Here is a 23,447-nt window from a genome sequence, read left to right as displayed (position 1 = left end):
CGCCACCAGAGTTGCCAGGAGCATCCTGGCAGCTCTGGGATGGTTGATCGCGTTCAGCCGAACTTCGGGTCGAGGCTCCCCGACTTGTAGCGCTTGGCCATTTCGGCGACCGGCAGCGGCTTGATCTTCTGCGCGTTGCCGGCAGTGCCGAACTGCTCGAAGCGCTCCTTGCAGAGCTTCCTCATCGCGGCCATGGCGGGCGTCAGATATTTGCGCGGGTCGAACTCGCTCGGGTTCTCGGTCAGCACCTTGCGGATGGCGCCGGTCAGCGCCATGCGGTTGTCGGTGTCGATGTTGATCTTGCGCACGCCGTGCTTGATGCCGCGCTGGATCTCCTCGACCGGCACGCCCCAGGTCGGCTTCATCTGGCCGCCATATTTGTTAATGATCTCCTGCAGATCCTCCGGCACCGAGGACGAACCATGCATGACCAGATGCATGTTCGGCAGCCGGCGGTGGATCTCCTCGATGACGTTCATGGCCAGCACCGCGCCATCGGGCTTGCGAGAGAATTTGTAGGCGCCGTGGCTGGTGCCCATGGCAACAGCCAGCGCATCGACATGGGTGTCTTTGACGAATTCGACCGCCTGTTCCGGGTCGGTCAAAAGCTGGTCGTGGCTGATCTCGCCTTCGACGCCGTGGCCGTCTTCCTGTTCGCCGCCACCGCTCTCGAGCGAGCCGAGCACACCGATCTCGCCTTCGACGGAAACGCCACCCCAATGCGCCATGTCGACGACGCGGCGGGTGATGCCGGAATTGTAGCCGTAGTCGGCCGGCGTCTTGCCGTCTTCCTTCAGCGATCCGTCCATCATGACAGAGGTGAAGCCGTACTGGATTGCAGTGACGCAGGTGGCTTCGTTGTTGCCATGGTCGAGATGCATGCAGACCGGGATGTCGGGATGGATTTCGACCAGCGCGTCGATCAGCTTGGCCAGCACCACGTCATTGGCATAGGCGCGAGCACCACGGCTCGCCTGCAGGATGACCGGCGACTTGGTCTCCTCGGCGGCCTCCATGATGGCGAGGCCCTGTTCCATATTGTTCATGTTGAAAGCGGGCACGCCGTAGCCGTATTCGGCGGCGTGGTCGAGCAATTGTCTCAGTGTTATGCGAGCCACCCAATAGTCTCCCGTATCTGGTTTCAAGCGCAACGTCGCGGGCCGACCGGTCGCCGGTCGGCCCCTGATGCTTCTGGCCGGATTTCAGGCCAACCGCAACCTTCAGAGGCCCTGTCGATCGCAATTCTTGTTGCAGGGCTGAAATCCGGCTTCTTTGGTGATCTTAAGCCGCGATCAATTCCCGCGCCGCCAGGATCTGCACGCAGGCATTGGCCGCTTCCTTGCCCTTGACGGTGAAGTGCTCGAAGAAGAAGCGGTGATGCTCGGCGCTGTCGTGGTAGTTGTGCGGGGTGAGCACCGCCGACAGCACCGGCACGCCGGTCGACAGCTGCACGTTCATCATGCCGTCGATGACAGCACTGGCGACAAACTCATGCCGGTAGATGCCGCCATTGACGACGAAGGCGGTGCCGAGGATCGCGGCATAGCGGCCGGTCCCGGCCAAGGTCTTGGCGTGCAGCGGAATCTCGTAGGCGCCGGGCACGTCGAAGACATCGACAGCGAAGCGCTCGCCTCCGATGTCAGCCAGTTCCGCCTCGAACGCCTGCACGCATTGGTCGACGATGTCGGCATGCCAGCGCGCGCGAATGACGGCGATGCGGGTCGTTTCATAGTCTTTGTGGGAATGCTGATTCATGGGTCCATCCTTCCGTTTCGAACCAGAATCAGGACGCACGATACAAAATCCGGCCCGCAAAGGCGGTCCGTCTTCCGTTCGCTCTCTTCCATCCGGACTGTAACCGTCGGCTCCGGAATCCACCGGATCTGCTGACCTTTCCGATTGTGTCGGAAAGCGCTCGCGGGCTTGGGCCGAAACCCTTACCGCCGGTGGGGACTCTCACCCCGCCCTGAGAACATTAACGCCGTTTGTATGGAAGGGCAGGGCGCCGCTGTCAATCGCGTGAAAGGCGGATGGCCAATACAGTCTGTCAATTAGTTGTGCGCCATGCCGCCGCCGCGGCGGCAACCAGCATCAGCAGTGCCGCGACCGTCGCGCAAGTCGCAAAACCGAAGGTCGAATAGAGCGGCCCAAAGCCGGTGGTGCCGACGAAGACCGCCAGATAGGTCACGGCGCTGTTCAAGCCCATGATCGTGCCGCGTCGTGACGGATCGAGCGCCGACAGGCGCATCACAAGGACGTTCAGTCCAAAGTGGTTGGCAAGCCCCCAGACCGCCACCATGGCCAAGGTCAGGCCGAAACTGCCGCTCGTCACGGCCATGGCGACATAGACGACGGCGACCAGAAGATAGGCAAACGGCATCACGCGACGCGCGCCCAGGCGATCGATGACGCCGTCGAGGAGAGCAGCCGTGCCGAAGCCGATGCCATAGGCAAGTGCTGCCCACCCGTTGGCACTCACCGGTTTGCCCAATCCGCTGTGAAGGTGATCGCCGAGGTAGCCGTAGACACCGTAGAAGGCGGTCATGAAGGCGGCGCAGGCGATGAGCAGCGGTACGATGCCGGGAATACCGAGCGCCTCCAGCGGTGTCGGCGCCGGGCCGCTCTTCCTGACGTCGCTCAGCGACGACAGTGTAAGGCCGGCCAAGGCAAGCGTTGCCAGCAGCGCGACCGCTGCGAAAACGGCACGCCAATGCACGAGATCGGCAAGCACGGCCGATAGCGAAACGCCGGCGACCATGCTGAGCGTCCATCCGGTCAGCACGACGCCGATCGTGCCGCTTTCGCGGCCAGGCGGCGCGATGGCTGCCGCACTCGCATAGATTGCCGGCATGGCGATACCGGCAGCAATGCCGGCGAGCAGTTGCGCCGCGACCAGCATCATCACCGTCGGTGCCGCAGCACTGGCGACGAGCGCTATCGCCAGCAACAGCAATGCGCCCTGCAGCATCCGGCGGGCGCCAACCCGGTCGATGTAACGCGCCAGGAACAGGGCGCTTGCGGAGGTGCCGAGGCCGAACACGGCCGCCGCAATCATGACGACCGGCACGCTTGTCGCAAACGACGAGGCCACGGCCGGTGCGATCGGGCCCAGCACAAGTGAATTCGAGCCGATCACGGCGATGCATCCGGTCAAGAGATAGGCGAGAGTCGGGATCGGCTCCCGGGCGCTTGCGGCCAATGGTGCAACTTGATCAGCGTTCGACATAAGACCATAATGACCGCATTAAATTCTGCGGCAACCGGAGATTTCAACATGGACGAAGAAACAGATGGCATTCTGCAGAACAGGTCTGCGGCCCGTGAGCTCGACGCAATCGACCGAAAAATATTAGGCGTCCTGGTCGATGACGCGACGGTCAGTTATGCCGAGCTCGGTGATCGCGTCGGGCTTTCACCGCCGGCGGCGCACGAACGCGTCAAGCGGCTGCGGCGCAGCGGCGCCATCCGCAACACCGCGGCAATCATCGATCCCAACGCGGTGCGCAAGCCGCTGCTGGCTTTCGTGCATATCGACACCAAGGGTTGGGGAAAGACCCCGGAACTGATGGCGGTTTCGCAGTATCCGGAAGTCGAGGAAATCCACACCGTCGCCGGCGACACCTGCATGCTGCTCAAGGTCCGCACCGAGGACACCAGAGCGCTCGAAGGGTTGCTGTCACGCCTCTACGAAACGCCAGGCGTCACCTCGACGCGCAGCTACGTGGTCCTGTCGACCTATCTCGAGCGGCCGGTGCAGCCGGGCGTGACCGCGACGTGGCCAACGCCCAAGCACATGAGCAAGCCGCTCTATTAGGCGCTCCTGCGGTGAGATCTTAGCCGCGCTCGGGAAACATCGCCTTCAAGCCCTCGCGCGACGCCTTGGCGACGCCGCGTTCGGTGATCAGGCCGGTGACCAGCCGCGCCGGTGTCACGTCGAAGGCCGGGTTTGCCGCGGGTGTCGTCTCGGGTGATATGCGCACCTGGGCAATCTCGCCGGCAGCGGTCTTGCCCCAGACCAGCGAGACCTCGTCGGCCGAGCGCTGCTCGATGGGGATTTCGGCCAGCCCGTCATGCACAGTCCAGTCGATGGTCGGCGACGGCAGCGCGACATAGAACGGCACGTCATTGTCGGCGGCGGCAAGTGCCTTGAGATAGGTGCCGATCTTGTTGCAGACATCGCCGTCGGCGGTGGTGCGGTCGGTGCCGACGATGACCATGTCGATCTCGCCGCGCTGCATCAGATGGCCGCCGGCATTGTCGACGATCAGTGTGTGCGGCACGCCGTGGCCGGCCATCTCCCAGGCGGTCAGTTGGGCGCCTTGGTTGCGCGGCCGCGTCTCGTCGACATAGACGTGGACCGGAATGCCGGCCTCGGTTGCCAGATAGATCGGCGCGGTGGCGGTGCCGTAATCGACGGTCGCCAGCCAGCCGGCATTGCAGTGGGTCAGGATGTTGACCGGTTCGCCCTTCGGCTTGCGCGCGGCAATGGCCTTGATGATGGCGAGACCGTTCTCGCCGATGGCCCGATTGAGGCCAACGTCCTCATCGGCGATTTCGCCAGCGCGCTGGTAGGCGGCTTCGGCGCGTTGTTCTGTTGGCAGCGGCTTGAGGAAGCGCCGCATCTCATCGAGCGCCCAGCGCAGATTGATCGCGGTCGGGCGCGTCTCGTGCAAGGTCTCCCAGACGGCATCAAGTGCTGCATCCGACGGATCGTCCGCCATCTGCATGGCGACGCCATAGGCCGCGGTGACGCCGATCAGCGGCGCGCCGCGCACCCACATGTCGCGGATCGCGGTGGCGATGCCGGCGACGGTGCCGATCCTTTCGACGCTGAAATCATGCGGCAGCCAGCGCTGGTCGATGATCTCCACCGAACGCCCGTCGTCGCTCAGCCAGATGGTGCGATAGTGGCGGTCGCCGACGTTCAAATGCTGTTCTCCTGTTCGATCAGCGCGGCCAGATGATTGACCTCGTCGATGCTGTGGATCTGGCGCCGGTTGACGGCGAGGTGACGGCCGAATTTCAGCGCCTTGGCCTCACAACTGGCGCGCAAATCTTCATCGGCAATGGTCTCGAAATCGGCATTGTGGGCGAGGCCGAGGATGCGCCGGTGGATCTCGATGCCGGCAAAGCCGAGCAGGTCGGTCCACATCTGGTGCAGCACATGGTCGAGCGCCTGTTCGGCGCCGAGCCTGTCGTCCTGATTCTCGAACAGGCTTTTCTGGTAGAGCATGCCGGTGCGCTCGGTGCGCCACAGATGCGAGAACTCGGCGCGGAACACCGACCATGTTTCGACGGTCACCTCGAGCAGATAGGCACGCATGGCGTCGCGTTTGCCGATCTGCTCGTGGCCACGCTGCGAGAAGAAGGACATCCAGAAATTGGCAAGCAGCATGCCGACATCGAAGGCCATCGGGCCGTAGAAGGCGAACTCCGGATCGATCATCCGCGTCTGGCTGTCGGTGACCATGATCGAGCCGGAATGCAGGTCGCCATGCAGCAGCGTTTCGGCATTGGCGGCGAAGATATGCTTCAGCCGCTGCGCCTCGACCTTGAGGTCGCGGTCGGCGCGCAGTTCCGCGACGATGCCGTCCAATTGCGGGCTGGTGTGCCGGTTCATCCTGGCGTCGAAATAGGGGTCCGAGAACACCAGGTTCTCGGTGATGTCGCAGAGTTCGACATTGTCGGCGAACAGCGCCAGATCGGCCTTGCGGTCCTTGGCTGCCATATGCAGGTCGGAGCCGCGGAACAGGGTGCGGGCCATGAACAGGCCGATATCCCTGGCAATGTTCGGCAACTGCCGGCCTTCGATCAGCGCCCGCCGCAGGATGATGTGCGGCGACAGATACTCCATGATGATCAGCGCCTGGCCTTCATCGAAATGGTAGATCGCCGGCACCGAGCCCGGCGCGCGCGCTTCTTGCCGGGTCAGCGCGTGGTATTCGAAGAAGGAGCGCTTGAGCGGCAGCGGCCAGCTGTCGCCGACCAGGCGGACATAGGGCAGGGCCTGCTTGACCACCGCTGCACCGCTGGCGCCTTCGACGATGAAGACCAGATTGAGGTTGCCATCGCCGACCTCGCGGACCTTCCAGGCGCTCGTGTCCTTGCCGATCTTCGCGCGCAACGCCTCGTTGTCGCCAAGACGGGTCGGGAGCGTCTCGACCGACAGTGCTTCGAACTGCAATTTCCCAGTCATCGTCATCCTCCCGCATATGCGCTCCGAACATAACGGAGGCATGGCGGCCGGGCCAAGCTAGGAAGCGATCTGGCAATTGTCAATCGTGTTGACAATTGCCGATGTAGCCCATAGCGTCGTGTCAGGGAGGAACGCATGGTCGGCAATGCCGTGTTCCGCGCAGAGGGGCTGAGGAAATCCTTTGGCCAGAACGAGGTGCTTGGCGGCGTCTCGCTGGAGCTGCATGCCGGCGAAGTGACCGTGCTGATGGGCGCCAACGGTGCCGGCAAATCCACCCTCGTCAAGATCATCAGCGGCGTCTATGAGCGCGGCGACGGCACGATGGGCCTCGCCGGACAGGCCTTCGCGCCGAACACGCCGGCGGAAGCAATCCGCGCCGGCGTCGTCACCGTTCACCAGAACATCAATGACGGTGTCGTCGCCGATCTCGATGTCGCCACCAATTTGACCCTCGACCGCTTGAGTGGCAGCGGCGCTCCGTTCCTGTTCAATCCGGCGCGCGTGCGTCGCCAGGCAAAGGCCGTTGCCGACCGCATGGGGCTGGCCATCGATCTCAAAGCGCGCGTCAGCGATCTTTCTCTGGCCGATCGCCAGATGGTGGCGATTGCCCGCGCTTTGGCGCATCAGCCGAAAGTGCTGATCCTCGACGAGCCGACCTCGTCGCTGTCCAGCGCCGAAGCCGATCGGCTGTTTGCGCTGATCGACAGGCTGCGCGAGCAGGGCGTCGCGATCCTCTACATCTCGCACCGCATGTCTGATATCAGGCGGCTTGCCGACCGTATCGTCTCGATGCGCGACGGCATCATCTCGGGCGTCTTTGACAAGAAACCGCTCGACTATGAAGGCGCGGTCAACGCCATGCTCGGCCGCAAGATCCACCTCGACCAGATCGTCGTCAGGGATTCGGCCGACATCGTCCTCAAGATAGATGGTTTGCGCATAGCGCAAGGCGCCAAGCCGATCTCGCTGACGCTCGGCGACGGCGAGGTCGTTGCCATCACCGGTCTCGTCGGCGTCGGCAAGACGGCGCTGGCCGAGACGCTGTTTGGCGTACGCAAACCGGTCGCCGGCACCATGGTGCTGAACGGCAAACCCTATGCGCCGGGATCGACAGGCGAGGCGATCGCCGCCGGCGTGTTCCTCGTTGCCAAGGATCGCGGCGAAAACGGCATCGTCGGCGGCTTCAATATCCAGGAAAATATCAGCCTGCCGTTTCACAAGCGCATGTCGCGTTTCGCCGTTCTCAGGCGCCGTCTGGAACGCATCACCGCGCGCCAGCAGATCGAGGAACTGGGCATCGTCTGCCGCTCCGAGAAGGACGAGATGTCGGCGCTGTCCGGCGGCAACCAGCAGAAGGTGATGGTCGCCCGCTGGATGGCGCAGGATGCGGGACTGTTCATTCTCGATGAACCGTTCCAGGGCGTCGACATTTCAGCCCGGCGCGACATTGCCGCCAAGCTGAGGGCAAGCGCCAATGGCCGCGCCACGCTGCTGTTCGTCACCGAACTCGATGAGGCGCTGGAAACCGCCGATCGCATCCTGGTGATGTCCGAACAGACCATCGTCGGCGAACATCGCAACGCCGATGTCGATCTCGATCGCCTGCTGGCCGAGGTCGCCGGCGGACCGCTGCACAGCGCCGCCTGAGCGTGGCGGCAAAAAGGAATTGGAATGGAGAGACTATGGGTTCGAGTTGGGTAAAAATGGCAGCGGCGCGCGGGGGCGCTGAATGACGTTGCGCGACCACGCCATCCGCTACGGCTTCATCGTACTGTTGTTCGGGCTCGTCGCCTATTTCGCGATCGCCGCCGACGGTTTCGTTTCACCGCAAAGTGCTGTCTTCATCTTCCAGTCGGTCGCCATCACCGGCGTGCTGGCGCTCGGCGTCACCGCCACGCTCGTCGTTGGCGGCTTTGACCTGTCGATCGGCTCGGTCGCCACCTCAGCCATGATGGCGGCGGCCTATGTCATGGTGGTGCTGGAGCAGAACGCTCTCGTCGCGGTCGTCGTCTGCCTGCTGATCGGCGCCATTGTCGGCCTCATCAATGGCTGGCTGATCGTTTACATGCGCGTGCCGGATCTTCTGGCGACGCTTGGCATGATGTTCCTGCTGGTCGGCCTGCAGCGCATCCCGACCGAAGGCCGCTCGATCGCCACTGGCATGACCATGCCGGATGGTTCGGTCGCCAATGGCAAGTTCAGCGACGCCTTCCTGGCGCTCGGCCGCCACCGCTTCGATTTCTTCATCCCGAACCTCATTCCGGTGTCGGTGGTCGTGCTGCTCGTGCTCGCCGTGCTGATCTGGTTCTTCCTCGAATACACGCGTTTCGGACGCATGATGTATGCGGTCGGCAGCAATGAGCGTGCCGCCGAACTCGCCGGAGCGCCTGTCAAGGCATACAAGATCTGGGCCTACGTTATTTCAGGAGTTTTTGCCTCGATCAGCGGCATTTTGCTCGCCGCCCGACTTGGACGCGGCGACATCGCCTCGGGTAATAATCTGCTGCTCGACGCTGTCGCCGCGGCGCTCATCGGCTACGCGGTGCTTGGCGCCGCCAAGCCGAACGCCTTCGGCACTGCCGTCGGCGCGCTGTTCGTCGGCATCTTGCTGCAAGGCCTGACGATGATGAACGCGCCTTACTACACGCAGGATTTCGTCAAGGGCGTGGTGCTGGTCGTCGCCCTTGTCTTCACCTTTGCGCTTTCGGGCAGGGGCAGGAGATAGCTTTCGACCGGATAGGATTTTGGGTTCAACAAGAGTGGAGGAAACGAAGTGAACATAACAAGAAGACTTCTGGGGAAGGTCGCGCTCGGGCTGGCCGGCGCAACCATGCTGATGCAGTTCCCGGCGCTGGCCGCGGACAAGCCGGCGCCGTTCGACAAGCCCGGCGTCAAGATCGCGCTGGTGCGCTATCTCTCGACCGGCGACTTCTTCCAGGCCTATCTCAGCGGCGTCGAGGCGCAGTCGAAGGCGCTCGGTATCGACCTGCGCGTGCTCGACAGCCGCCAGGATGCAGCCCTTCAGTCTGACATGGTCGACCAGGCCATCGCGCTTGGCGTGCAGGGCATCATCATCCAGCACGGCCTGACGGAATCGATGAAGGACGCCGCCCAGCGGGCGGTCGACGCCGGCATCAAGGTGGTGGCCTTCGACGTCAATGTCGAAAACCCCAAGATCCCGCAGGTCGAACAGTCCGATCGCGACTTGGCCCGCCTCGCTCTCGAGCAGGCGGTCAAGGACAATGGCGACAGCTGGAAGGCCGGCTATGTCTATGTCGCCGGCATCGCGCCGCTCGACCGCCGCAACGAGACCTGGGTCGACGTCAAGAAGAAGTATGCCGGCATCAGCGAAGTCGCGATGTTCGGCACGCTCGACAACCCGATCGCCAATTCCGTCGCCAACCAGGCGCGTTCGGTGCTGTCGGCCCATCCCGACATCAAGGTGATGTTCGCCCCCTATGACGAATTCGCCAAGGGCGTGAAGATCGCCGTCGACGAGGCGGGCTTGAACAAGGGCATCAAGATCTACTCGGCCGACATCTCGACGTCCGATATCGCCGCTATGCGTGAGCCCGACAGCGCCTGGGCGGCAACCGCCGCCACCAACCCGGCCGTCGTTGGCCAGGTTTCGGTGCGTGCACTGGCACAGTTGCTCGCCGGTGAAGATCCGGGCCACAACGTCGTCGTGCCGCCGACGCTGATCACCCAGAAGGACCTCATCGACAAGGACATCAAGAACATGGAAGACCTGTCGGCCAAGCTGCCGCAGTTCGCCCATGCCGATGTCGCGATGCCCGCCTGGATGCCGAACCCGAACGCCAAGTAATTTTGCTCTCCGGCAAAGAAGGAGCGGCGTTGCGCCGCTCCTTTCACCCTCAGTCCCTTTGGGTTACAGCCAGTGTTCCGGGTCGCGCATCCCGTGGACAATCGCCACGACCAGGACACCTTCCGACTGCGGTTCGTAGATGACGATGTAGCGGCCTTCGACGAGTACACGGGCCGTCACGCTCAACTCCGGCCGGGCCGCGCCCATCTTCGGGTGCTGTGCCGCCAGTTCCAGCTTGTCAAAAATGCGCATAAGCAGCTTGTCCGCTGCCTGTTCGTTGTCGATTGCGATGGTATGCCAGATGTCTCGCAAATCCTGCGAGGCGCGCGGTGTAAACCGATATCTAGCCACGGGCGCGGCGTTCTGCCTTCAAGCCGCGTATGAACTCGGCGGGTTCGACTTCCACCGGCTTGCCGCTGGCCATGCCGTCAGCATAGGCCCGCTTCAAGTGATCGAGCTCCAGTGTTCGCAATTTCTCACGCTGCTCCCACAAGCGCAAGGCGTCGCGGACAATCTCGCTGTTGGAGGCATATCCGCCGCCTTCGATGGCGCTTTGCAGGCGAGCGGCCTGCTGTGGGGTGAGGGATATGGTGAGGGTGCGCATGGGTTCGTTTTTCATCCCCACCCTATACCACGCCTCACAAGATCTAACAATATTTGTTAGGATTCCAGCATATGCGCCTTACAATCCCCTGCCGCGTGGCAGCGGATTGTAAGGGCAAGACTTTCGCCTATCGCATCGCGGCCGCGATATTGCCGCCGTCGACCGTCGTCACATCGGCGGTGGTCCGGTCGGCCAACGCATGATGCAGGAAGGCCTGCGCCACGTCTTGTGCCGTCACTTCCTGGCCGAGCAGATTGCCGGACATGTATTCCTTCTCCGACACGCCGCGCGCACCCGAACGGCTGGCGATCATGGCGTCGGTCAAAAGGCCGGAGCGGATGCGGTCGGCGTTGACGGCGTTCGAGCGGATGCCGTGCGCGCCATAATCGAGCGCGTATTGCCTGGACAGGAACAGTGTCGCTGCCTTCGGCACGCCATAGGCGCCGAACTTCGGCCCCGGATTGACCGCCTGCTTGGAGGTGTTGAACAAAAGCACGCCGCCGGTGCCCTGTTCGAGCATGATGCGCACGGCATTCTGCGCCACCGACTGGTGGGCGAAGAAATTGAGCTCGAAACTCCGACGCAAAAGCGCGTCGTCGAGCTCGCCGATCCGGCCTTCCCAGGCGGCACCCGCATTGGACACCAGGATGTCGACGCCGCCGAACACGGCAACCGCCCTGTCGAAGGCGGCACGCACCTGCGCCCGATCGGTGATGTCAGCGGCGACACCGATCGAGTTGTTGCCGGCTTTCTTGGCGGCGTCAGCGGCCTTTTCGGCGTCGAGATCGACGACGACGGCATGGGCGCCATTGTCTGCGAACAGCTTGGCTGTCGCGGCACCGATCGCACCGGCGCCGCCGGTGATCAGCACCACCTGGCCGGTCAGCGGCTTCGGCTTGTTTGAGGCGAGCTTGGCCTGCTCCAGCGACCAGTATTCGAGCGGGAACAGGTCGGCCTTGGAGAGCGGATGGAAACGGCCAATTGCTTCGGCGCCGCGCACCGCCTCGATCCACATCTCGCCGACGTCCGAGGCGATCTTCGCATCCTTCAGCGTGCGACCGTGGCCGAACATGCCGAGGCCTGGCACCAGCGTCAGCCGCGGCATCTGGTCGAGCATGGTGCGCTTGACGTCGTCGAGGGCATCATTGGTTTCGAAATAGGCGCGGTAGTCCTTGGCGAAGGCTTCGACGTGATCCTTGATCACCGCCCTGTAGTCGCCGACCTTGTCGGCATCCGGCGCCGGCAGCGCCATCGGTCCGGTCTTGATGCGGATCGACAGGTCAGGCGTCGACACGCCGCGCGCGGCATAGTCGGCGATCTCAGCCGAATTGATGAAATCGACGATAGCGTCCGAGGTGCGGAAGTCGCTAATCATGCGGTCGAAGCGACCTTCGCCGCGCGCCACGGCGACGGCGCCGCGCAGCGTTGGCGCGATAGCCGCCGGTGTCGCGAGCTTTGCCGGCAGCGCTGCTTTCGCCGCTGGCGGCTTGGCGTTCTTGGCGACGTACTCCTCGGCGACATTCACATAGTGGATCATCCGGTCGTAGGCCTGCCTGGCATCGTCGCCGAAGGTGAAGATGCCGTGCTTGTCGAGGATCAGGCCCTCGACCGTCGGATCGGCGTCGAAGATATCGGCAGCCGCCTTGGCGAGGTCGAAGCCGGGCATGATGTAAGGCACATAGCCCATCTTCGCACCGAACACCGTCTTGACCAGCGGTTTGCTGTCCTCCTGGTCGACGATGGCCAGAATGGCAGTCGAGTGCGTGTGGTCGACGAATTTATGCGGCAGGAAGGCATGCAGCAGCGTCTCGACCGAAGGGTTGGGCGAGGACGGGTCGATGAGGTTGGCTCGTTGCAGGGCAACCATGTCCTCGTCGGCCAGTTTGTTCAGCGAGCGCGCCTTGAGCAGTGGCTTGAGCTTGACCGCCGGCAGGCCCTGCGGCTCGATGACACCCATGTCCCAGCCGCTGCCCTTGACGCACAGCACGTCCCACTGGTCGCCGACGAGATCGGTGGCCGTCGTCTTGCAGGAGGTGTTGCCGCCGCCATGCAGGACCAGCCGTGGCTCGCCACCCAGCAGCCGGGTCGTGTAGACACGCAGCGCCAGGTCGCGGCCGACACCCTTCTTTGCATAGTCGGCAACGAGTTTCTCGGCTGCGTCGTCGTTCCACAGGTTCTTCATGTTTGTTTCGTCCAGTTGCTGTCTTTGATGGTGAAACAGGAATGCCGCGACGCTTTGATGACAATGCGCCGGCGGCGGAGATGGTGGTTTCCTAAAGCGCGTCGCGTTTGAATGGATTCAGGCGACGCGCTTTAGGTCTTTGTTTTTATGCATGTCGTTGTCCCAAAACCGGGGCCACTTTTGGGCGACATGCATTAGGAGGCCTTTTCTGTCGTCGCTCCAGCATGATCCAGCAGCCGCTGCGCCATGCGTGCGCCGACCACCAGATGCGTGCAAAGTCCGCCGGCGATCGCCGCGAGCAGCGGTTCGAACTTGCTGTCCTCCTGCACGACCATCAGGCGCCTGGCGATGGCGCGCAGCGAGGCAAGCTCGGCCGAGATCACCCGGCGGTTGTAGCTGCAGTCGAGCACCTTGCCGTCGGCATCGATGATCTGCCCGGCAATGACGCCGGCGGCGCCTCGGCTGCGCAGCTCCGCCATTTCGCCAGATGTCAGCGCGCCACATTTGACCAGATGGCTGTCGGCGTCGACCGCGCCGACCGAGTACAGCGCCAGATCGCATTCACCGACGCCGGACAATTGTTCCCGGATCACCGGCTCGGCACGCAGCGCGCGCGCCAGCTCTTCCGTCGACAGCACCAGCGGCGCGTAGAAATTGAGGCCCTTGGCGTTGAGCCGCCGCGCGATTTCCATGGTGCATTGGTCGGGCCGGTAGGAATAGGGCGCGCCGAGATTGCCGCAGAGCTGCACCACGGTGACATCCTGCAGGTCGGCATAGGACATGATGTCGGCGATCATGTAGACGGTGCGGCCCCAGGCGACGCCGATGCGGTCGCCCTTCTTGACCAGCTCGAGAAAGACGCTCGCCGCCAGCACGGCGATTTCCGTCGATGGATCGGCGATATGGTCGTTTTCCGGCGCGATCCAGACGGCGTCGAGGCTCAGCGCATCCTCGAGCTTGCGCGCCAGGACATCGTCGGTGAAAAGCTGGGTCGAGGTCGAGATGTTGACGATGCCGGTCTCGCGCGCCTTGCGAAGATACATGGCGACCGAGGCACGGGAAATGTTAAGCTGGCTCGCCACCTGGTCCTGTCGCAGGCCATGGGCGTAGTAGAGCCAGGCGGCCTTGTGGATGAGTTGTTCTGCCGGTCGGATCGCCATGCCGTCTCCTCGGCTGACATTATTCACGGCCTTCGACAAAAGTCAAACCAGGCCAAGGTATACGATGCCCTTTCACCCGCTGAATCTAGATCATCATTGTGCCAAATGCGCTCTATCGCGGCATCGTTGGTGGTGACGCGGCCCGAGCCTGTGATTAGAAGATCATAGACAAGACACTACAGCGCCGCGCGTCTTTACGGACGCGCAAAGGACACTGTAGCACTTTGATCTTGCGCATGATCCTTTCCGAAAATCGATTCCGGTTTTCGGGGTCATGCGCTAGGGGAGGACGGGATGGGCAATCCCTACGAACAGGATCTCGACAAGAACGCGGCCAACCACCAGCCGCTCACGCCGCTCACCTATCTGGAGCGCGCGGCAAAGACCTTTCCCGACCATGTCGCCATCATCCATGGCCGCCAGCGCCTAGACTATCGCACCTTCTGGCGTCGGTCGTTGAAGCTCGGCTCGGCCCTTCAGAAGCGCGGCATCGGCAAGGGCGACACCGTCACCGTCATGCTGTCCAACACGCCGCCGATGCTGGAGGCGCATTTCGGCGTGCCGATGACCAAGGCGGTGCTGCACTCGCTCAACACCCGCCTCGATGCCGCGGTCATCGCCTTCCAGCTCGACCATGCCGAGACCAGGATACTGATCGTAGACCGCGAGTTCTCCAGCGTCGTCAAGCAGGCCCTGGGGCTGGCCAAGGTCAAGCCGCTGGTCATCGACTATGACGATCCCGACTACGCCGCCGACGCGCCCTATCCGAAGGGCGAGCGCATAGGCACATCAGACTATGAGGACTTCATCGCCGGCGGCGACGAGGACTTCGCCTGGTCGATGCCCGACGATGAGTGGGACGCCATTTCGCTCAACTACACCTCCGGCACGACAGGCAATCCGAAGGGCGTCGTCTACCACCATCGCGGTGCAGCCCTCATGGCCTACACCAACACCATTCATGCCGGCATGGCCAAGCATGCGGTCTATCTGTGGACGCTGCCGATGTTCCACTGCAATGGCTGGTGCTTTCCATGGACGCTCGCCGTCCAGGCCGGCACCCATGTCTGCCTGCGCTGGGTGCGGCCGAAGCCGATCTACGATGCCATCGCCGACCAGGGCGTCACCCATCTGTGCGGCGCGCCGGTTGTGATGTCGGTGCTGATCAACGCGAAGGACGAGGACAAGCGCGAATTCCCGCAGACCGTCACCTTCAACACTGCGGCTGCGCCGCCGCCGGAGGCCGTGCTGTCCGGCATGGCCGACGCCGGCTTTGCCGTCACTCATCTCTACGGCCTGACCGAGACCTATGGCCCGGCAGTCGTCAACGAATGGCATGGCGCCTGGGATGATCTCGAAAAGGGCGCGCGCAGCGCCAAAAAGGCGCGGCAGGGCGTGCGTTATGCAGCGCTCGAAGGCCTGACCGTCATGGATCCCGAGACGATGCGGACGACGCCAGCGGATGGCGAGACCATCGGCGAGGTCATGTTCCGCGGCAACATCGTCATGAAGGGCTACCTGAAGAACCGCAAGGCGAGCGACGAGGCCTTTGCCGGTGGCTGGTTCCATTCGGGCGATCTCGGCGTCATGCATGCCGACGGCTATATCCAGCTCAAGGACCGCTCCAAGGACATCATCATCTCCGGCGGCGAGAACATCTCCTCGATCGAGGTCGAGGACGCACTCTACAAGCACACCGCGGTTGCCTCCTGTGGCGTTGTCGCCAGACCCGACGACAAATGGGGCGAGGTGCCGGTCGCCTATGTCGAGTTGAAACCCGGCAAGGCGGCGACCGAGGCCGAGATCATCGAGCATTGCCGCGCGCTGCTTGCCCGCTTCAAGGTGCCGAAGGCGGTGATCTTCGCCGAAATCCCGAAGACCTCGACCGGAAAGATCCAGAAGTTCCGGCTGCGGGAAATGGCCAAGGTCGCCTGAAGTCTCCAACGGCCTCTCGCGAAAATATTTCCAGTGGCCCGCATCCTCGTGCCGCTTGGTGGCGTCTATTGGGATGTCACCAGTTGTCACCAGTTGTACGCGTACGCCGATTTCGCGTTGACAGGCTGACCATTTCGATTTACGACTGACGAAAATTGAAATTCGTCACTCGTAACAACAGAGAGCCATGTCCGAAGCCGCCAACATAGTCCCTGACGTCGCCCGACAGGAAAATGTGACGCGCATTCTCGACTGCGCCGAGCGCCTGTTCCGGCACTACGGTTACGGCAAGACCAATGTCGCCGACATCGCCCGTGAACTCGGCATGTCGCCGGCCAATATCTACCGTTTCTTCGCCACCAAGGTCGAAATCCACCAGGCCGTCTGCGGCCGGATGCTCGGTGCCAGCTACAAGATGGCCTATGAGATTTGCCACCTGCCGATCAGCGCGGAGGAGCGGCTTCGGCGCTACGTACATGCGCAATACAAAATGACGATGGAAGTCATGCTCGACGAGCAGAAGGTCCATGAAATGGTCATCGTCGCGCTCGAACGGGATTGGGGCGTCATCGACAAGCACGTCGACAGCATCCACGATCTGTTCGCGGAGGTCATCCGCGATGGCATCGAGGCGGGTGAGTTCAGGGAACAGGATCCGGTGATCGCATCGCGTTGCTTCGGCGCTGCCACCGTCATCCTGTGCCATCCGCAGATGGTGGCGCAGTGTCTTGCCAAGACCAATCGGGCGATGCCCGACGACCTCATCGATTATGCAATCAAGGCCTTGAAATAGCGCCGCACGCAGGTGCCGGTGTCGACCATTCATCTCCAGTCGGAGTAGCAAGATGTCTTTGTCCCGTTCCATCCTTGGCAAGCTGCCGGTCGCCGGCCTGATCGTCGCGGCGCTCGGGCTTGCCGGCTGCTCGCAGGAGAAAGCCGAAGTCAAGGACATCATCCGCCCGATCAAGGTCGTCGAGATCGCCCAGGCGCATGACACCCGCACGCTCTCCTATTCCGGGTCGGTGCGGGCCCGCACCGAGAGCGCGCTGGCGTTCCGGGTCAACGGCAAGATCACGGAGCGCCTTGTCGACATTGGTCAGCATGTGGCCTCAGGCGATGTGCTCGCCCGCATCGATCCTATCGATTACGACCTTTCGGTCAAAAGCGCTCAGGCAGCGCTTGATGCCGCCGAGCGGCAGGTCGAGACTGTCGAGCTTGCCCGCAAGCGCGCCGAGCAGCTTTTTGCCAAGAACTTTGCACCGAAATCACAGCTCGAACAGGCGACGCTGAGCTATGACCAGGCGGTCGCCACCCGCGATTCTGCTCGCTCGTCGCTTGACCAGGCCAAGAACCAGGCCGGCTACACCGACCTTAAGGCCGACAGGGACGGCATCGTCACCGCGGTCAGCGCCGATGTCGGCCAGGTGGTTGGCTCCGGAACGCCGGTGGTCACCGTCGCGGTCGACGGCGAAAAGGAAGTGCTGATCGCGGTGCCGGAAATGGAAATCGGCGAGTTCAAGCCGGGCAAGATCGTCAAGGCGGGCTTCTGGTCCGATGACGCGCTCGCGCTCGACGGCAAGGTCCGTGAAGTCGCCGGCAGTGCCGATCCGCAATCGCGCACCTTTGCCGTTCGCGTCAGCCTGCCCAAGGATTCGCGCGTTCTCCTCGGCATGACCGCCAGCATCGAAGCCTCGGCGGCCAATGAGCGGCAGCTCGTTTCGATACCGCTGAGCGCGCTGGCCGAGCAAGGCAGCCAGTCGATCGTCTGGACCGTCGATCGCGGTGCCGACACCGTCCATGCCCGCCCGGTCAAGGTCGCCAAGTTCGCCGCCGATGGCGTGCGGGTCGCCGAAGGATTGAAGCCCGGCGATGTCGTGGTCGCCGCCGGCACGCAGTTCATGACCGAGAACCTGAAAGTGAAACTCACCGGCGACACAGTGCTGCAATCTGCTTCCGCGGCCGGCGATGGCAGCGACGCCAAGCAGGTGCGCTGACGACAGACAACCGGCTGCGCGTTCCCGCAGCCGCTGGTTTCCGGGCGGCAAACGCTCGAACCGAGGCGCTCGATTGATGTGACCCCCGCGCATCAATTCTCGCGTCCCACCGCGATGAGTGTTCTCCGCTCGGAGAGCTTTGCCGCCCGGAAGCCACTACCCGAACCTCGATCTTGTGTTGAAATAGATGGACCAGCATCGATGACCAATTCCACGGACGAGAAGCGGCCCTTCAACCTGTCGCGCTGGGCAATCGGCCATCCCTCCATTGCGCGGTTCCTGTTCGGCCTGATCATCATTTCCGGCGCGCTCGGCCTGATGCGCATGGGCCAGAAGGAAGATCCCGATTTCACCTTCCGGGTGATGGTCGTCCAGGCGATCTGGCCCGGCTCCTCGATCCAGGAGATGGAAGACCAGGTCGTCAACAAGATCGAACGCAAGCTGCAGGAAACGCCGCATCTCGACTTCGTGCGCTCGTTCACTCGCGCCGGCAGCGCCATCATCACGGTTCAGATCAAGGGCGACACCAACGCCGCCGAGGTGACGGACGCCTTCTATCAGGTGCGCAAGAAGGTCGGCGATATTGCTGGCGACCTGCCGCAAGGCCTGCTCGGCCCCTATTTCAACGACGAGTTTGGCGACACCTTCATCACGCTCCATTCGATCAGCGGTGACGGCTTCAGCTATCCCGAGCTGAAGAAGTTCGCCATCCAGGCGCGCGACATGCTTTTGACCACGCCCGGCGTCGAGAAGGCCGTCATCATCGGCGACCAGCCGGAAAAGCTCTATATCGACGTCTCCTCTAAGGCGCTCGCCGAACGCGGCCTGACGCTGACCGATCTGCAGAACGCGATCAAGGGACAGAACAATGTCGACCCGGCCGGCTCCGTCGACACCGGCACCAACTCGGTGCGCATTTCGGTCGAGGGCAACGTCAGCAAGGTGGAAGATATCCGCAACCTGCGCCTGCGCGCCGGTGGCCAGGTCACCCGGCTCGGCGACATCGCCACGGTGACGTCGGGGCTGGAAGATCCCTATCAGCGCAAATACCGCTTCAACGGCCATGAGAGCGTGCAGCTCGGTGTCGTCATGGCCAAGGGCTTCAACGTCAGAGACGTCGGCAAGGATGTCGAGGCGACCTACAAGCGCTTCGAGGAAGGACTGCCCTACGGCGTTGCGGTCGATCAGATTTCCGACCAGCCCGAGGTCGTCAAGGATGCCGTGAACGAGTTCATGGAGGCGCTCGGCGAAGCGCTGCTGATCGTGCTCGTCGTCTCGTTCCTGTCGATCGGCTGGCGCTCCGGCCTGGTCATTGCCATCGCCATTCCGCTGGTTCTGGCCGCCACTTTCGCCATCATGTACGAACTCGGTATCGACCTGCAGCGCATCTCGCTCGGCGCGCTGATCATCGCGCTCGGCCTGCTCGTCGACGACGCGATGATCGTCGTCGAAATGATGGAGCGCAAGCTGGAAGAGGGGCTGGTCAAGATCGAGGCGGCGAGTTTCGCCTATTCCTCGACCGCCTTCCCGATGCTGACCGGCACGCTGATCACCACCGCCGGCTTCATCCCGGTTGGCTTCGCCGCCTCCACGGCCGGCGAATATGTGCGCACGCTGTTCTATGTCGTCGGCATCGCGCTGATCGTGTCCTGGTTCGTCGCGGTCTATTTCACGCCGTGGCTCGGCAACATGATCCTGAAGCAGCGCAAGCATGCCGGCAGCCATCACGATGTCTTTGACACGCGTTTCTACCGCCGGCTTCGCGCCACGGTCGGTTGGGCGGTGCGCCATCGCATCATCGTGCTTGTCATGACGCTGGTTACCTTCGGCACCAGCCTTTGGGCCTTCCAGTTCATCCCGCAGAACTTCTTCCCGCAATCGTCGCGGCCGGAAATCCTCGTCGACCTCTGGCTGCCGGAAGGCACCAGCATCAAGGAAGTCGAGGCGCAGGCCAAGGCGCTCGAAACCAAGATGATGGACGACAAGGACAAGCGTTTCATCGCCACCTATATCGGCGAAGGCGCGCCGCGCTTCTTCCTGCCGCTCGACCAGCAGCTGACCAATCCGAACTTCGCCCAGCTTCTGGTGATGGCCAATGACGAGCCGGCCCGCGAACGGTTGATCGTCAAGCTGCGCACGGTTCTGGCTGAAGACTTCCCGTCGATCCGCGCCAAGGTCGACCGTCTGTTCCTCGGCCCGCCGACCGGCTGGCCGGTGCAGATGCGCGTCATGGGTCCGGATCGCCAGGAGGTGCGCCGCATCGCCGATCAGGTGAAGGCGAAGTTCCGCGAAGATCCGCTTCTTGGCGCCGTCCATGACGACTGGCTGGAGCCGGTGCCGGCAATGAAGCTGGTCATCGATCAGGATCGCGCCCGCGCACTCGGCGTCACATCGCAGCGTATCCGCCAGATGCTGCAGGCGACCATGTCCGGCGCCGCGCTCGACGACTTCCGCGACGGCGAGGAGACGGTGTCCATCGTCGCCCGCGAGCCGGACGCCAGCCGCAGCCTGCTGTCCTCGGTCGACTCCGTCTACATCCCGACCGATTTCGGCGGCTTCGTGCCGCTGTCGCAGGTGGCCAAGGTGGTGCCGGTGCTGGAGCAAGGCATCGAATGGCGGCGTAACCGCTTGCCGACCATCAGCGTGCGGGCGACGCTGCCCGACGGCGTGCAGTCGAACGACGTCGTCACCAAGCTGTACAAGGACATGCAGGGCCTGCGCGACGGGCTGGCACCCGGTTACAAGATCGAGATCCAGGGCGGTGCGGAGGATTCGGCCGAAAGCCAGGCCTCGATCGCCGCCAAGGCGCCGATCATGCTGGCCATCATCGTCGTGCTCTTGATGATCCAGCTGCAGAATTTCGGCAAGGCAATGCTGGTGTTGGCGACCGGCCCGCTCGGCATCATCGGTGCTGCCGCGGCCCTCTTGATCAGCGGCGCGCCGTTCGGCTTCGTCGCCATCCTCGGCGTCATCGCGCTGCTCGGCATCATCATGCGCAACTCGATCATCCTGGTCGACCAGATCGACCAGGATATCGCCACTGGCATGGATCGCTATGAAGCGATCATCGGCTCGGCCGTGCGACGCTTCCGCCCGATCGTGCTGACGGCAATGACCGCCGTGCTGGCGCTGATCCCGATCTCGCGCGCCGTGTTCTGGGGGCCGCTCGCCTATGCCATGATGGGCGGCATCATGGTTGCCACGGTGCTAACCATCCTGGTGCTGCCGGCGGGCTACGCTCTGTTCTTTGGGCGGGAGCCCAAGAAGGCGATGGATACCGAACAGATGCCTGAACCAGAGTTGCCTGCCGAAAGGCCGCAACTGGCGCTGGCCGCCGAATAGATATTGCGGGCCGGACGGTACCGTCCGGCCCGCAAATCTGCGTTCTCTTCCACCGCTTCATAATCGGTCTCTCGCTGGCCCGCCCGACGGCACGGGCCGTGAGCGGTATTCGGCGCCAAAAAGCGCGAACCGGGATTGCAGGTTAAATCGCCTTGTTGTACGAACGTTCAACAAGGCGATTTAACGAGTACCTGCCCGTGGTACGAACCGAGTTCCCCTTTGCCGTCGAAACCGTCGATCCGCTCTGGATCACGCTGGCCGACGACACGCGCATCGCCGCCACCTTGTGGCGTCCACGCACCGACACCAGGGTGCCCGTCGTCGTCGAAATGGTGCCCTACCGCCGCCGCGACGGCACCGTGGCGCGTGATATCGACATCCACCCTTGGCTTGCCGGCCATGGCATCGCATGCGCCCGCATCGATATCAGGGGCTCGGGCGATTCCGACGGCGATCTGGCCGACGAATATCTGCCGCTCGAGCAGGAAGATGCCTGCGAGATCATCGCCCATCTGGCCGCGCAACCCTGGTGCAACGGCAATGTCGGCATGACCGGCATTTCCTGGGGCGGCTTCAACGCACTGCAGGTCGCGGCGCGCCGGCCGCCGGCCTTGAAGGCCATCATCACCAACTGCGCCACCGACGACCGCTATGCCGACGACATCCACTACATGGGCGGCGCGCTGCTCACCGAGCAGGAGATGTGGTCGAACTTCATGCTGGTCAAGAAGGCGATGGCGCCCGATCCGCAGATCGTCGGCGACGCCTGGCGCGCCATGTGGGCGAGCCGTCTGGCGGCGACCAGCTCACTGTCGGAAAACTGGCTGGCGCACCAGCGCCGCGACGACTATTGGCGGCAAGGTTCGGTCTGCGAAAATCACGCAGCGATCGAATGCGCGGTCATGGCTGTCTGCGGTTGGGAGGACAGCTACTCCAACTTCGTGCCGCGCCTGCTCGAACATCTGCCCGGACCGAAGCTTGGCATCGTCGGTCCGTGGTCGCATGCCTATCCCTGCCGCGGTGCGCCCGGGCCGCTGATCGGTTATCTGCAGGAGGCGCTACGCTGGTGGCGCCATTGGCTTTGTGGCGAAGACACCGGCATCATGGACGAGCCGCTCTACCGCGTCTGGGTCACCGGCGAAGAACGGCCGCAACCTTTTTACCTTCCCGATCATGCCGGCAGCTGGGCCGCCGAGGACCAGTGGCCGTCACCGCGCATCGAGCGCCGCGCCTTGCACCTGAACGCCGCCGGGCTGGGCAGTCAGGCGGCGCCCGGCGCCACGCTTGCCGTACGTTCGCCGGCCACCGCCGGCCGCGACTGTGGCCGCTGGGGCGGCTATGGCGGCTCCTGTCCGGACATGGCCATCGACCAGCGCCGCGAGGACGGGCTGGCGCTGTGCTTCGACACGCCACCGCTCGACGACGACCTGACCTTGCTCGGGGCGCCGGAACTCGATCTGCTCGTCACCGTCGACCAGCCGCATGTCAACCTCGCCGCCCGGCTCTGCGACGTCTATCCCGACGGCACCTCGGCGCTGATGACCTATGGCGTGCTCAATCTCAGCCATCGCGACAGCCACGAGCATCCGACACCGTGCCCAGTCGGAACACCGTTCCGCGTGCAGCTGAAGCTCAATGATTTCGCCCGCATCGTGCCCAAGGGCCATCGCATCCGGCTGGCATTGGCCAACCAGCACTGGCCGATCCTGTGGCCGCAGCCGAAACTGTCGACGCTGTCGGTGGCGAGCGGCGACAGCACGGTGATGCTTCCGGTGCGCCCGCCGTCGCCGCGCGACCGTGACGTCCGCTTCGAACCGGCCGAAACAGCGCCGCCGGTTCCCACGATCACTCTGGATGACGGCTTCGACCGCCGCATCGTTACCGATGATGTCGGCACGGGCATACAGACCATCGCGCTGAGTTCCGACCATGGACGCAGGCGCTATGATGATCGCGCCATCACCGTGTCCTCGGCCAACACCGACACGATGAGCATCCGCGCCGACGAACCGCTGTCGGCCAAGCTCGTCACCGAATACCGCTGGGCGATTGCCAGCGGCGATGCCGACACCGAGGCAATGGCGGTGACCGAACTGACATCAGACGAAACCCATTTCAACCTGAGCTGGCGGCTCGAAGCGCGAGAACGAGGCAAGCTCGTCCATAGCGCCTCGGCAACGCGGCGCATCAGGCGCGATTTCGCCTGAT

18 protein-coding genes and 1 riboswitch are annotated in these 23,447 nt (G+C 63.4%); of the genes, 9 read left to right on the top strand and 9 right to left on the bottom strand.

Going from position 1 to position 23,447, the window contains the following annotated elements:
- Window positions 1-53 precede the first annotated feature (53 nt).
- The 3 genes from fba to B5V02_RS26300 form a co-directional block, all read right to left on the bottom strand.
- Complete coding sequence (gene fba, locus B5V02_RS26310) at window positions 54-1,118, bottom strand: class II fructose-bisphosphate aldolase (protein ID WP_111546963.1); 1,065 nt, start codon at window positions 1,116-1,118, stop codon at window positions 54-56.
- A 163-nt stretch (window positions 1,119-1,281) separates the two neighbouring features.
- Window positions 1,282-1,755, bottom strand: coding sequence for a 6,7-dimethyl-8-ribityllumazine synthase (locus B5V02_RS26305; protein ID WP_111546962.1), 474 nt, complete (start codon window positions 1,753-1,755; stop codon window positions 1,282-1,284).
- Between the two features lie 76 nt (window positions 1,756-1,831).
- Window positions 1,832-1,978, bottom strand: a riboswitch (FMN riboswitch).
- Between the two features lie 69 nt (window positions 1,979-2,047).
- Window positions 2,048-3,226 carry an MFS transporter gene (locus B5V02_RS26300; protein ID WP_111546961.1) on the bottom strand — a complete coding sequence of 393 codons (1,179 nt, stop codon included), beginning with the start codon at window positions 3,224-3,226 and terminating at the stop codon, window positions 2,048-2,050.
- Window positions 3,227-3,274: 48 nt separating this feature from the next.
- On the opposite strand from B5V02_RS26300, the gene B5V02_RS26295 reads away from it, so the two are divergent.
- On the top strand, window positions 3,275-3,814 hold the full coding sequence (locus B5V02_RS26295) for an Lrp/AsnC family transcriptional regulator (RefSeq protein ID WP_111546960.1): 540 nt from the start codon (window positions 3,275-3,277) through the stop codon (window positions 3,812-3,814).
- A gap of 19 nt (window positions 3,815-3,833) precedes the next feature.
- Here the strand turns inward: B5V02_RS26295 and mtnA are convergent, their stop codons facing one another.
- Both mtnA and mtnK read right to left on the bottom strand, forming a co-directional pair.
- Complete coding sequence (gene mtnA / locus B5V02_RS26290; RefSeq protein WP_111546959.1) at window positions 3,834-4,928, bottom strand: S-methyl-5-thioribose-1-phosphate isomerase; 1,095 nt, start codon at window positions 4,926-4,928, stop codon at window positions 3,834-3,836.
- Window positions 4,925-6,196 (bottom strand): S-methyl-5-thioribose kinase, encoded by a 1,272-nt coding sequence (gene mtnK, locus B5V02_RS26285; RefSeq protein ID WP_111547202.1) that lies wholly within the window; start codon window positions 6,194-6,196, stop codon window positions 4,925-4,927. The genes mtnA and mtnK overlap by 4 nt, the downstream gene beginning before the upstream one ends.
- A gap of 135 nt (window positions 6,197-6,331) precedes the next feature.
- Between mtnK and B5V02_RS26280 the strand changes: the two genes are divergently transcribed.
- The 3 genes from B5V02_RS26280 to B5V02_RS26270 all read left to right on the top strand — a co-directional run bounded on the left by B5V02_RS26280 (window position 6,332) and on the right by B5V02_RS26270 (window position 10,022).
- Complete coding sequence (locus B5V02_RS26280) at window positions 6,332-7,843, top strand: sugar ABC transporter ATP-binding protein (protein WP_111546958.1); 1,512 nt, start codon at window positions 6,332-6,334, stop codon at window positions 7,841-7,843.
- A gap of 82 nt (window positions 7,844-7,925) precedes the next feature.
- Window positions 7,926-8,921 carry an ABC transporter permease gene (locus B5V02_RS26275; protein ID WP_111546957.1) on the top strand — a complete coding sequence of 332 codons (996 nt, stop codon included), beginning with the start codon at window positions 7,926-7,928 and terminating at the stop codon, window positions 8,919-8,921.
- 48 nt (window positions 8,922-8,969) lie between these two features.
- Window positions 8,970-10,022, top strand: a complete 1,053-nt coding sequence (locus B5V02_RS26270) for a substrate-binding domain-containing protein (protein WP_111546956.1) — start codon at window positions 8,970-8,972, stop codon at window positions 10,020-10,022.
- A gap of 63 nt (window positions 10,023-10,085) precedes the next feature.
- Here the strand turns inward: B5V02_RS26270 and B5V02_RS26265 are convergent, their stop codons facing one another.
- The 4 genes from B5V02_RS26265 to B5V02_RS26245 form a co-directional block, all read right to left on the bottom strand.
- The gene (locus tag B5V02_RS26265; protein WP_111546955.1) at window positions 10,086-10,373 is read right to left on the bottom strand and encodes a type II toxin-antitoxin system RelE/ParE family toxin; all 288 of its coding nucleotides are present in this window, start codon (window positions 10,371-10,373) and stop codon (window positions 10,086-10,088) included.
- Window positions 10,366-10,626 carry a type II toxin-antitoxin system ParD family antitoxin gene (locus tag B5V02_RS26260; RefSeq protein WP_245446197.1) on the bottom strand — a complete coding sequence of 87 codons (261 nt, stop codon included), beginning with the start codon at window positions 10,624-10,626 and terminating at the stop codon, window positions 10,366-10,368. The genes B5V02_RS26265 and B5V02_RS26260 overlap by 8 nt, the downstream gene beginning before the upstream one ends.
- Window positions 10,627-10,753: 127 nt before the next feature.
- Entirely contained in the window at window positions 10,754-12,808 is a 2,055-nt protein-coding gene (locus B5V02_RS26255; protein WP_111546953.1) for a bifunctional aldolase/short-chain dehydrogenase, read from the bottom strand.
- Window positions 12,809-13,002: 194 nt separating this feature from the next.
- Entirely contained in the window at window positions 13,003-13,968 is a 966-nt protein-coding gene (locus B5V02_RS26245; RefSeq protein WP_111546952.1) for a sugar-binding transcriptional regulator, read from the bottom strand.
- Between the two features lie 294 nt (window positions 13,969-14,262).
- On the opposite strand from B5V02_RS26245, the gene B5V02_RS26240 reads away from it, so the two are divergent.
- The 5 genes from B5V02_RS26240 to B5V02_RS26220 all read left to right on the top strand — a co-directional run bounded on the left by B5V02_RS26240 (window position 14,263) and on the right by B5V02_RS26220 (window position 23,446).
- On the top strand, window positions 14,263-15,903 hold the full coding sequence (locus tag B5V02_RS26240) for an acyl-CoA synthetase (RefSeq protein ID WP_111546951.1): 1,641 nt from the start codon (window positions 14,263-14,265) through the stop codon (window positions 15,901-15,903).
- Window positions 15,904-16,090: 187 nt separating this feature from the next.
- Window positions 16,091-16,696 (top strand): TetR/AcrR family transcriptional regulator, encoded by a 606-nt coding sequence (locus B5V02_RS26235; RefSeq protein ID WP_111546950.1) that lies wholly within the window; start codon window positions 16,091-16,093, stop codon window positions 16,694-16,696.
- A 52-nt stretch (window positions 16,697-16,748) separates the two neighbouring features.
- Window positions 16,749-17,897, top strand: coding sequence for an efflux RND transporter periplasmic adaptor subunit (locus tag B5V02_RS26230; RefSeq protein WP_111546949.1), 1,149 nt, complete (start codon window positions 16,749-16,751; stop codon window positions 17,895-17,897).
- Between the two features lie 201 nt (window positions 17,898-18,098).
- Complete coding sequence (locus B5V02_RS26225) at window positions 18,099-21,239, top strand: efflux RND transporter permease subunit (RefSeq protein WP_111546948.1); 3,141 nt, start codon at window positions 18,099-18,101, stop codon at window positions 21,237-21,239.
- Between the two features lie 197 nt (window positions 21,240-21,436).
- Complete coding sequence (locus tag B5V02_RS26220; RefSeq protein ID WP_111546947.1) at window positions 21,437-23,446, top strand: CocE/NonD family hydrolase; 2,010 nt, start codon at window positions 21,437-21,439, stop codon at window positions 23,444-23,446.
- Window position 23,447 lies beyond the last annotated feature (1 nt).

This window comes from Mesorhizobium kowhaii (assembly GCF_003253745.1).
Taxonomy (GTDB): domain Bacteria; phylum Pseudomonadota; class Alphaproteobacteria; order Rhizobiales; family Rhizobiaceae; genus Mesorhizobium; species Mesorhizobium kowhaii.
The sequence above is the reverse complement of the archived record's forward strand: the minus strand, read 5'-3'. Positions and strand labels throughout refer to the sequence as shown.

Excerpts from the sequence above, each read along its gene's own strand:
- B5V02_RS26305 (WP_111546962.1), bottom strand. The coding sequence starts at position 1,755 with ATGAATCAGCATTCCCACAAAGACTATGAAACGACCCGCATCGCCGTC.
- B5V02_RS26300 (WP_111546961.1), bottom strand. The coding sequence starts at position 3,226 with ATGTCGAACGCTGATCAAGTTGCACCATTGGCCGCAAGCGCCCGGGAG.
- B5V02_RS26295 (WP_111546960.1), top strand. The coding sequence starts at position 3,275 with ATGGACGAAGAAACAGATGGCATTCTGCAGAACAGGTCTGCGGCCCGT.
- mtnK (WP_111547202.1), bottom strand. The coding sequence starts at position 6,196 with ATGACTGGGAAATTGCAGTTCGAAGCACTGTCGGTCGAGACGCTCCCG.
- B5V02_RS26280 (WP_111546958.1), top strand. The coding sequence starts at position 6,332 with ATGGTCGGCAATGCCGTGTTCCGCGCAGAGGGGCTGAGGAAATCCTTT.
- B5V02_RS26275 (WP_111546957.1), top strand. The coding sequence starts at position 7,926 with ATGACGTTGCGCGACCACGCCATCCGCTACGGCTTCATCGTACTGTTG.
- B5V02_RS26260 (WP_245446197.1), bottom strand. The coding sequence starts at position 10,626 with ATGCGCACCCTCACCATATCCCTCACCCCACAGCAGGCCGCTCGCCTG.
- B5V02_RS26255 (WP_111546953.1), bottom strand. The coding sequence starts at position 12,808 with ATGAAGAACCTGTGGAACGACGACGCAGCCGAGAAACTCGTTGCCGAC.
- B5V02_RS26245 (WP_111546952.1), bottom strand. The coding sequence starts at position 13,968 with ATGGCGATCCGACCGGCAGAACAACTCATCCACAAGGCCGCCTGGCTC.
- B5V02_RS26240 (WP_111546951.1), top strand. The coding sequence starts at position 14,263 with ATGGGCAATCCCTACGAACAGGATCTCGACAAGAACGCGGCCAACCAC.
- B5V02_RS26235 (WP_111546950.1), top strand. The coding sequence starts at position 16,091 with ATGTCCGAAGCCGCCAACATAGTCCCTGACGTCGCCCGACAGGAAAAT.
- B5V02_RS26230 (WP_111546949.1), top strand. The coding sequence starts at position 16,749 with ATGTCTTTGTCCCGTTCCATCCTTGGCAAGCTGCCGGTCGCCGGCCTG.
- B5V02_RS26225 (WP_111546948.1), top strand. The coding sequence starts at position 18,099 with ATGACCAATTCCACGGACGAGAAGCGGCCCTTCAACCTGTCGCGCTGG.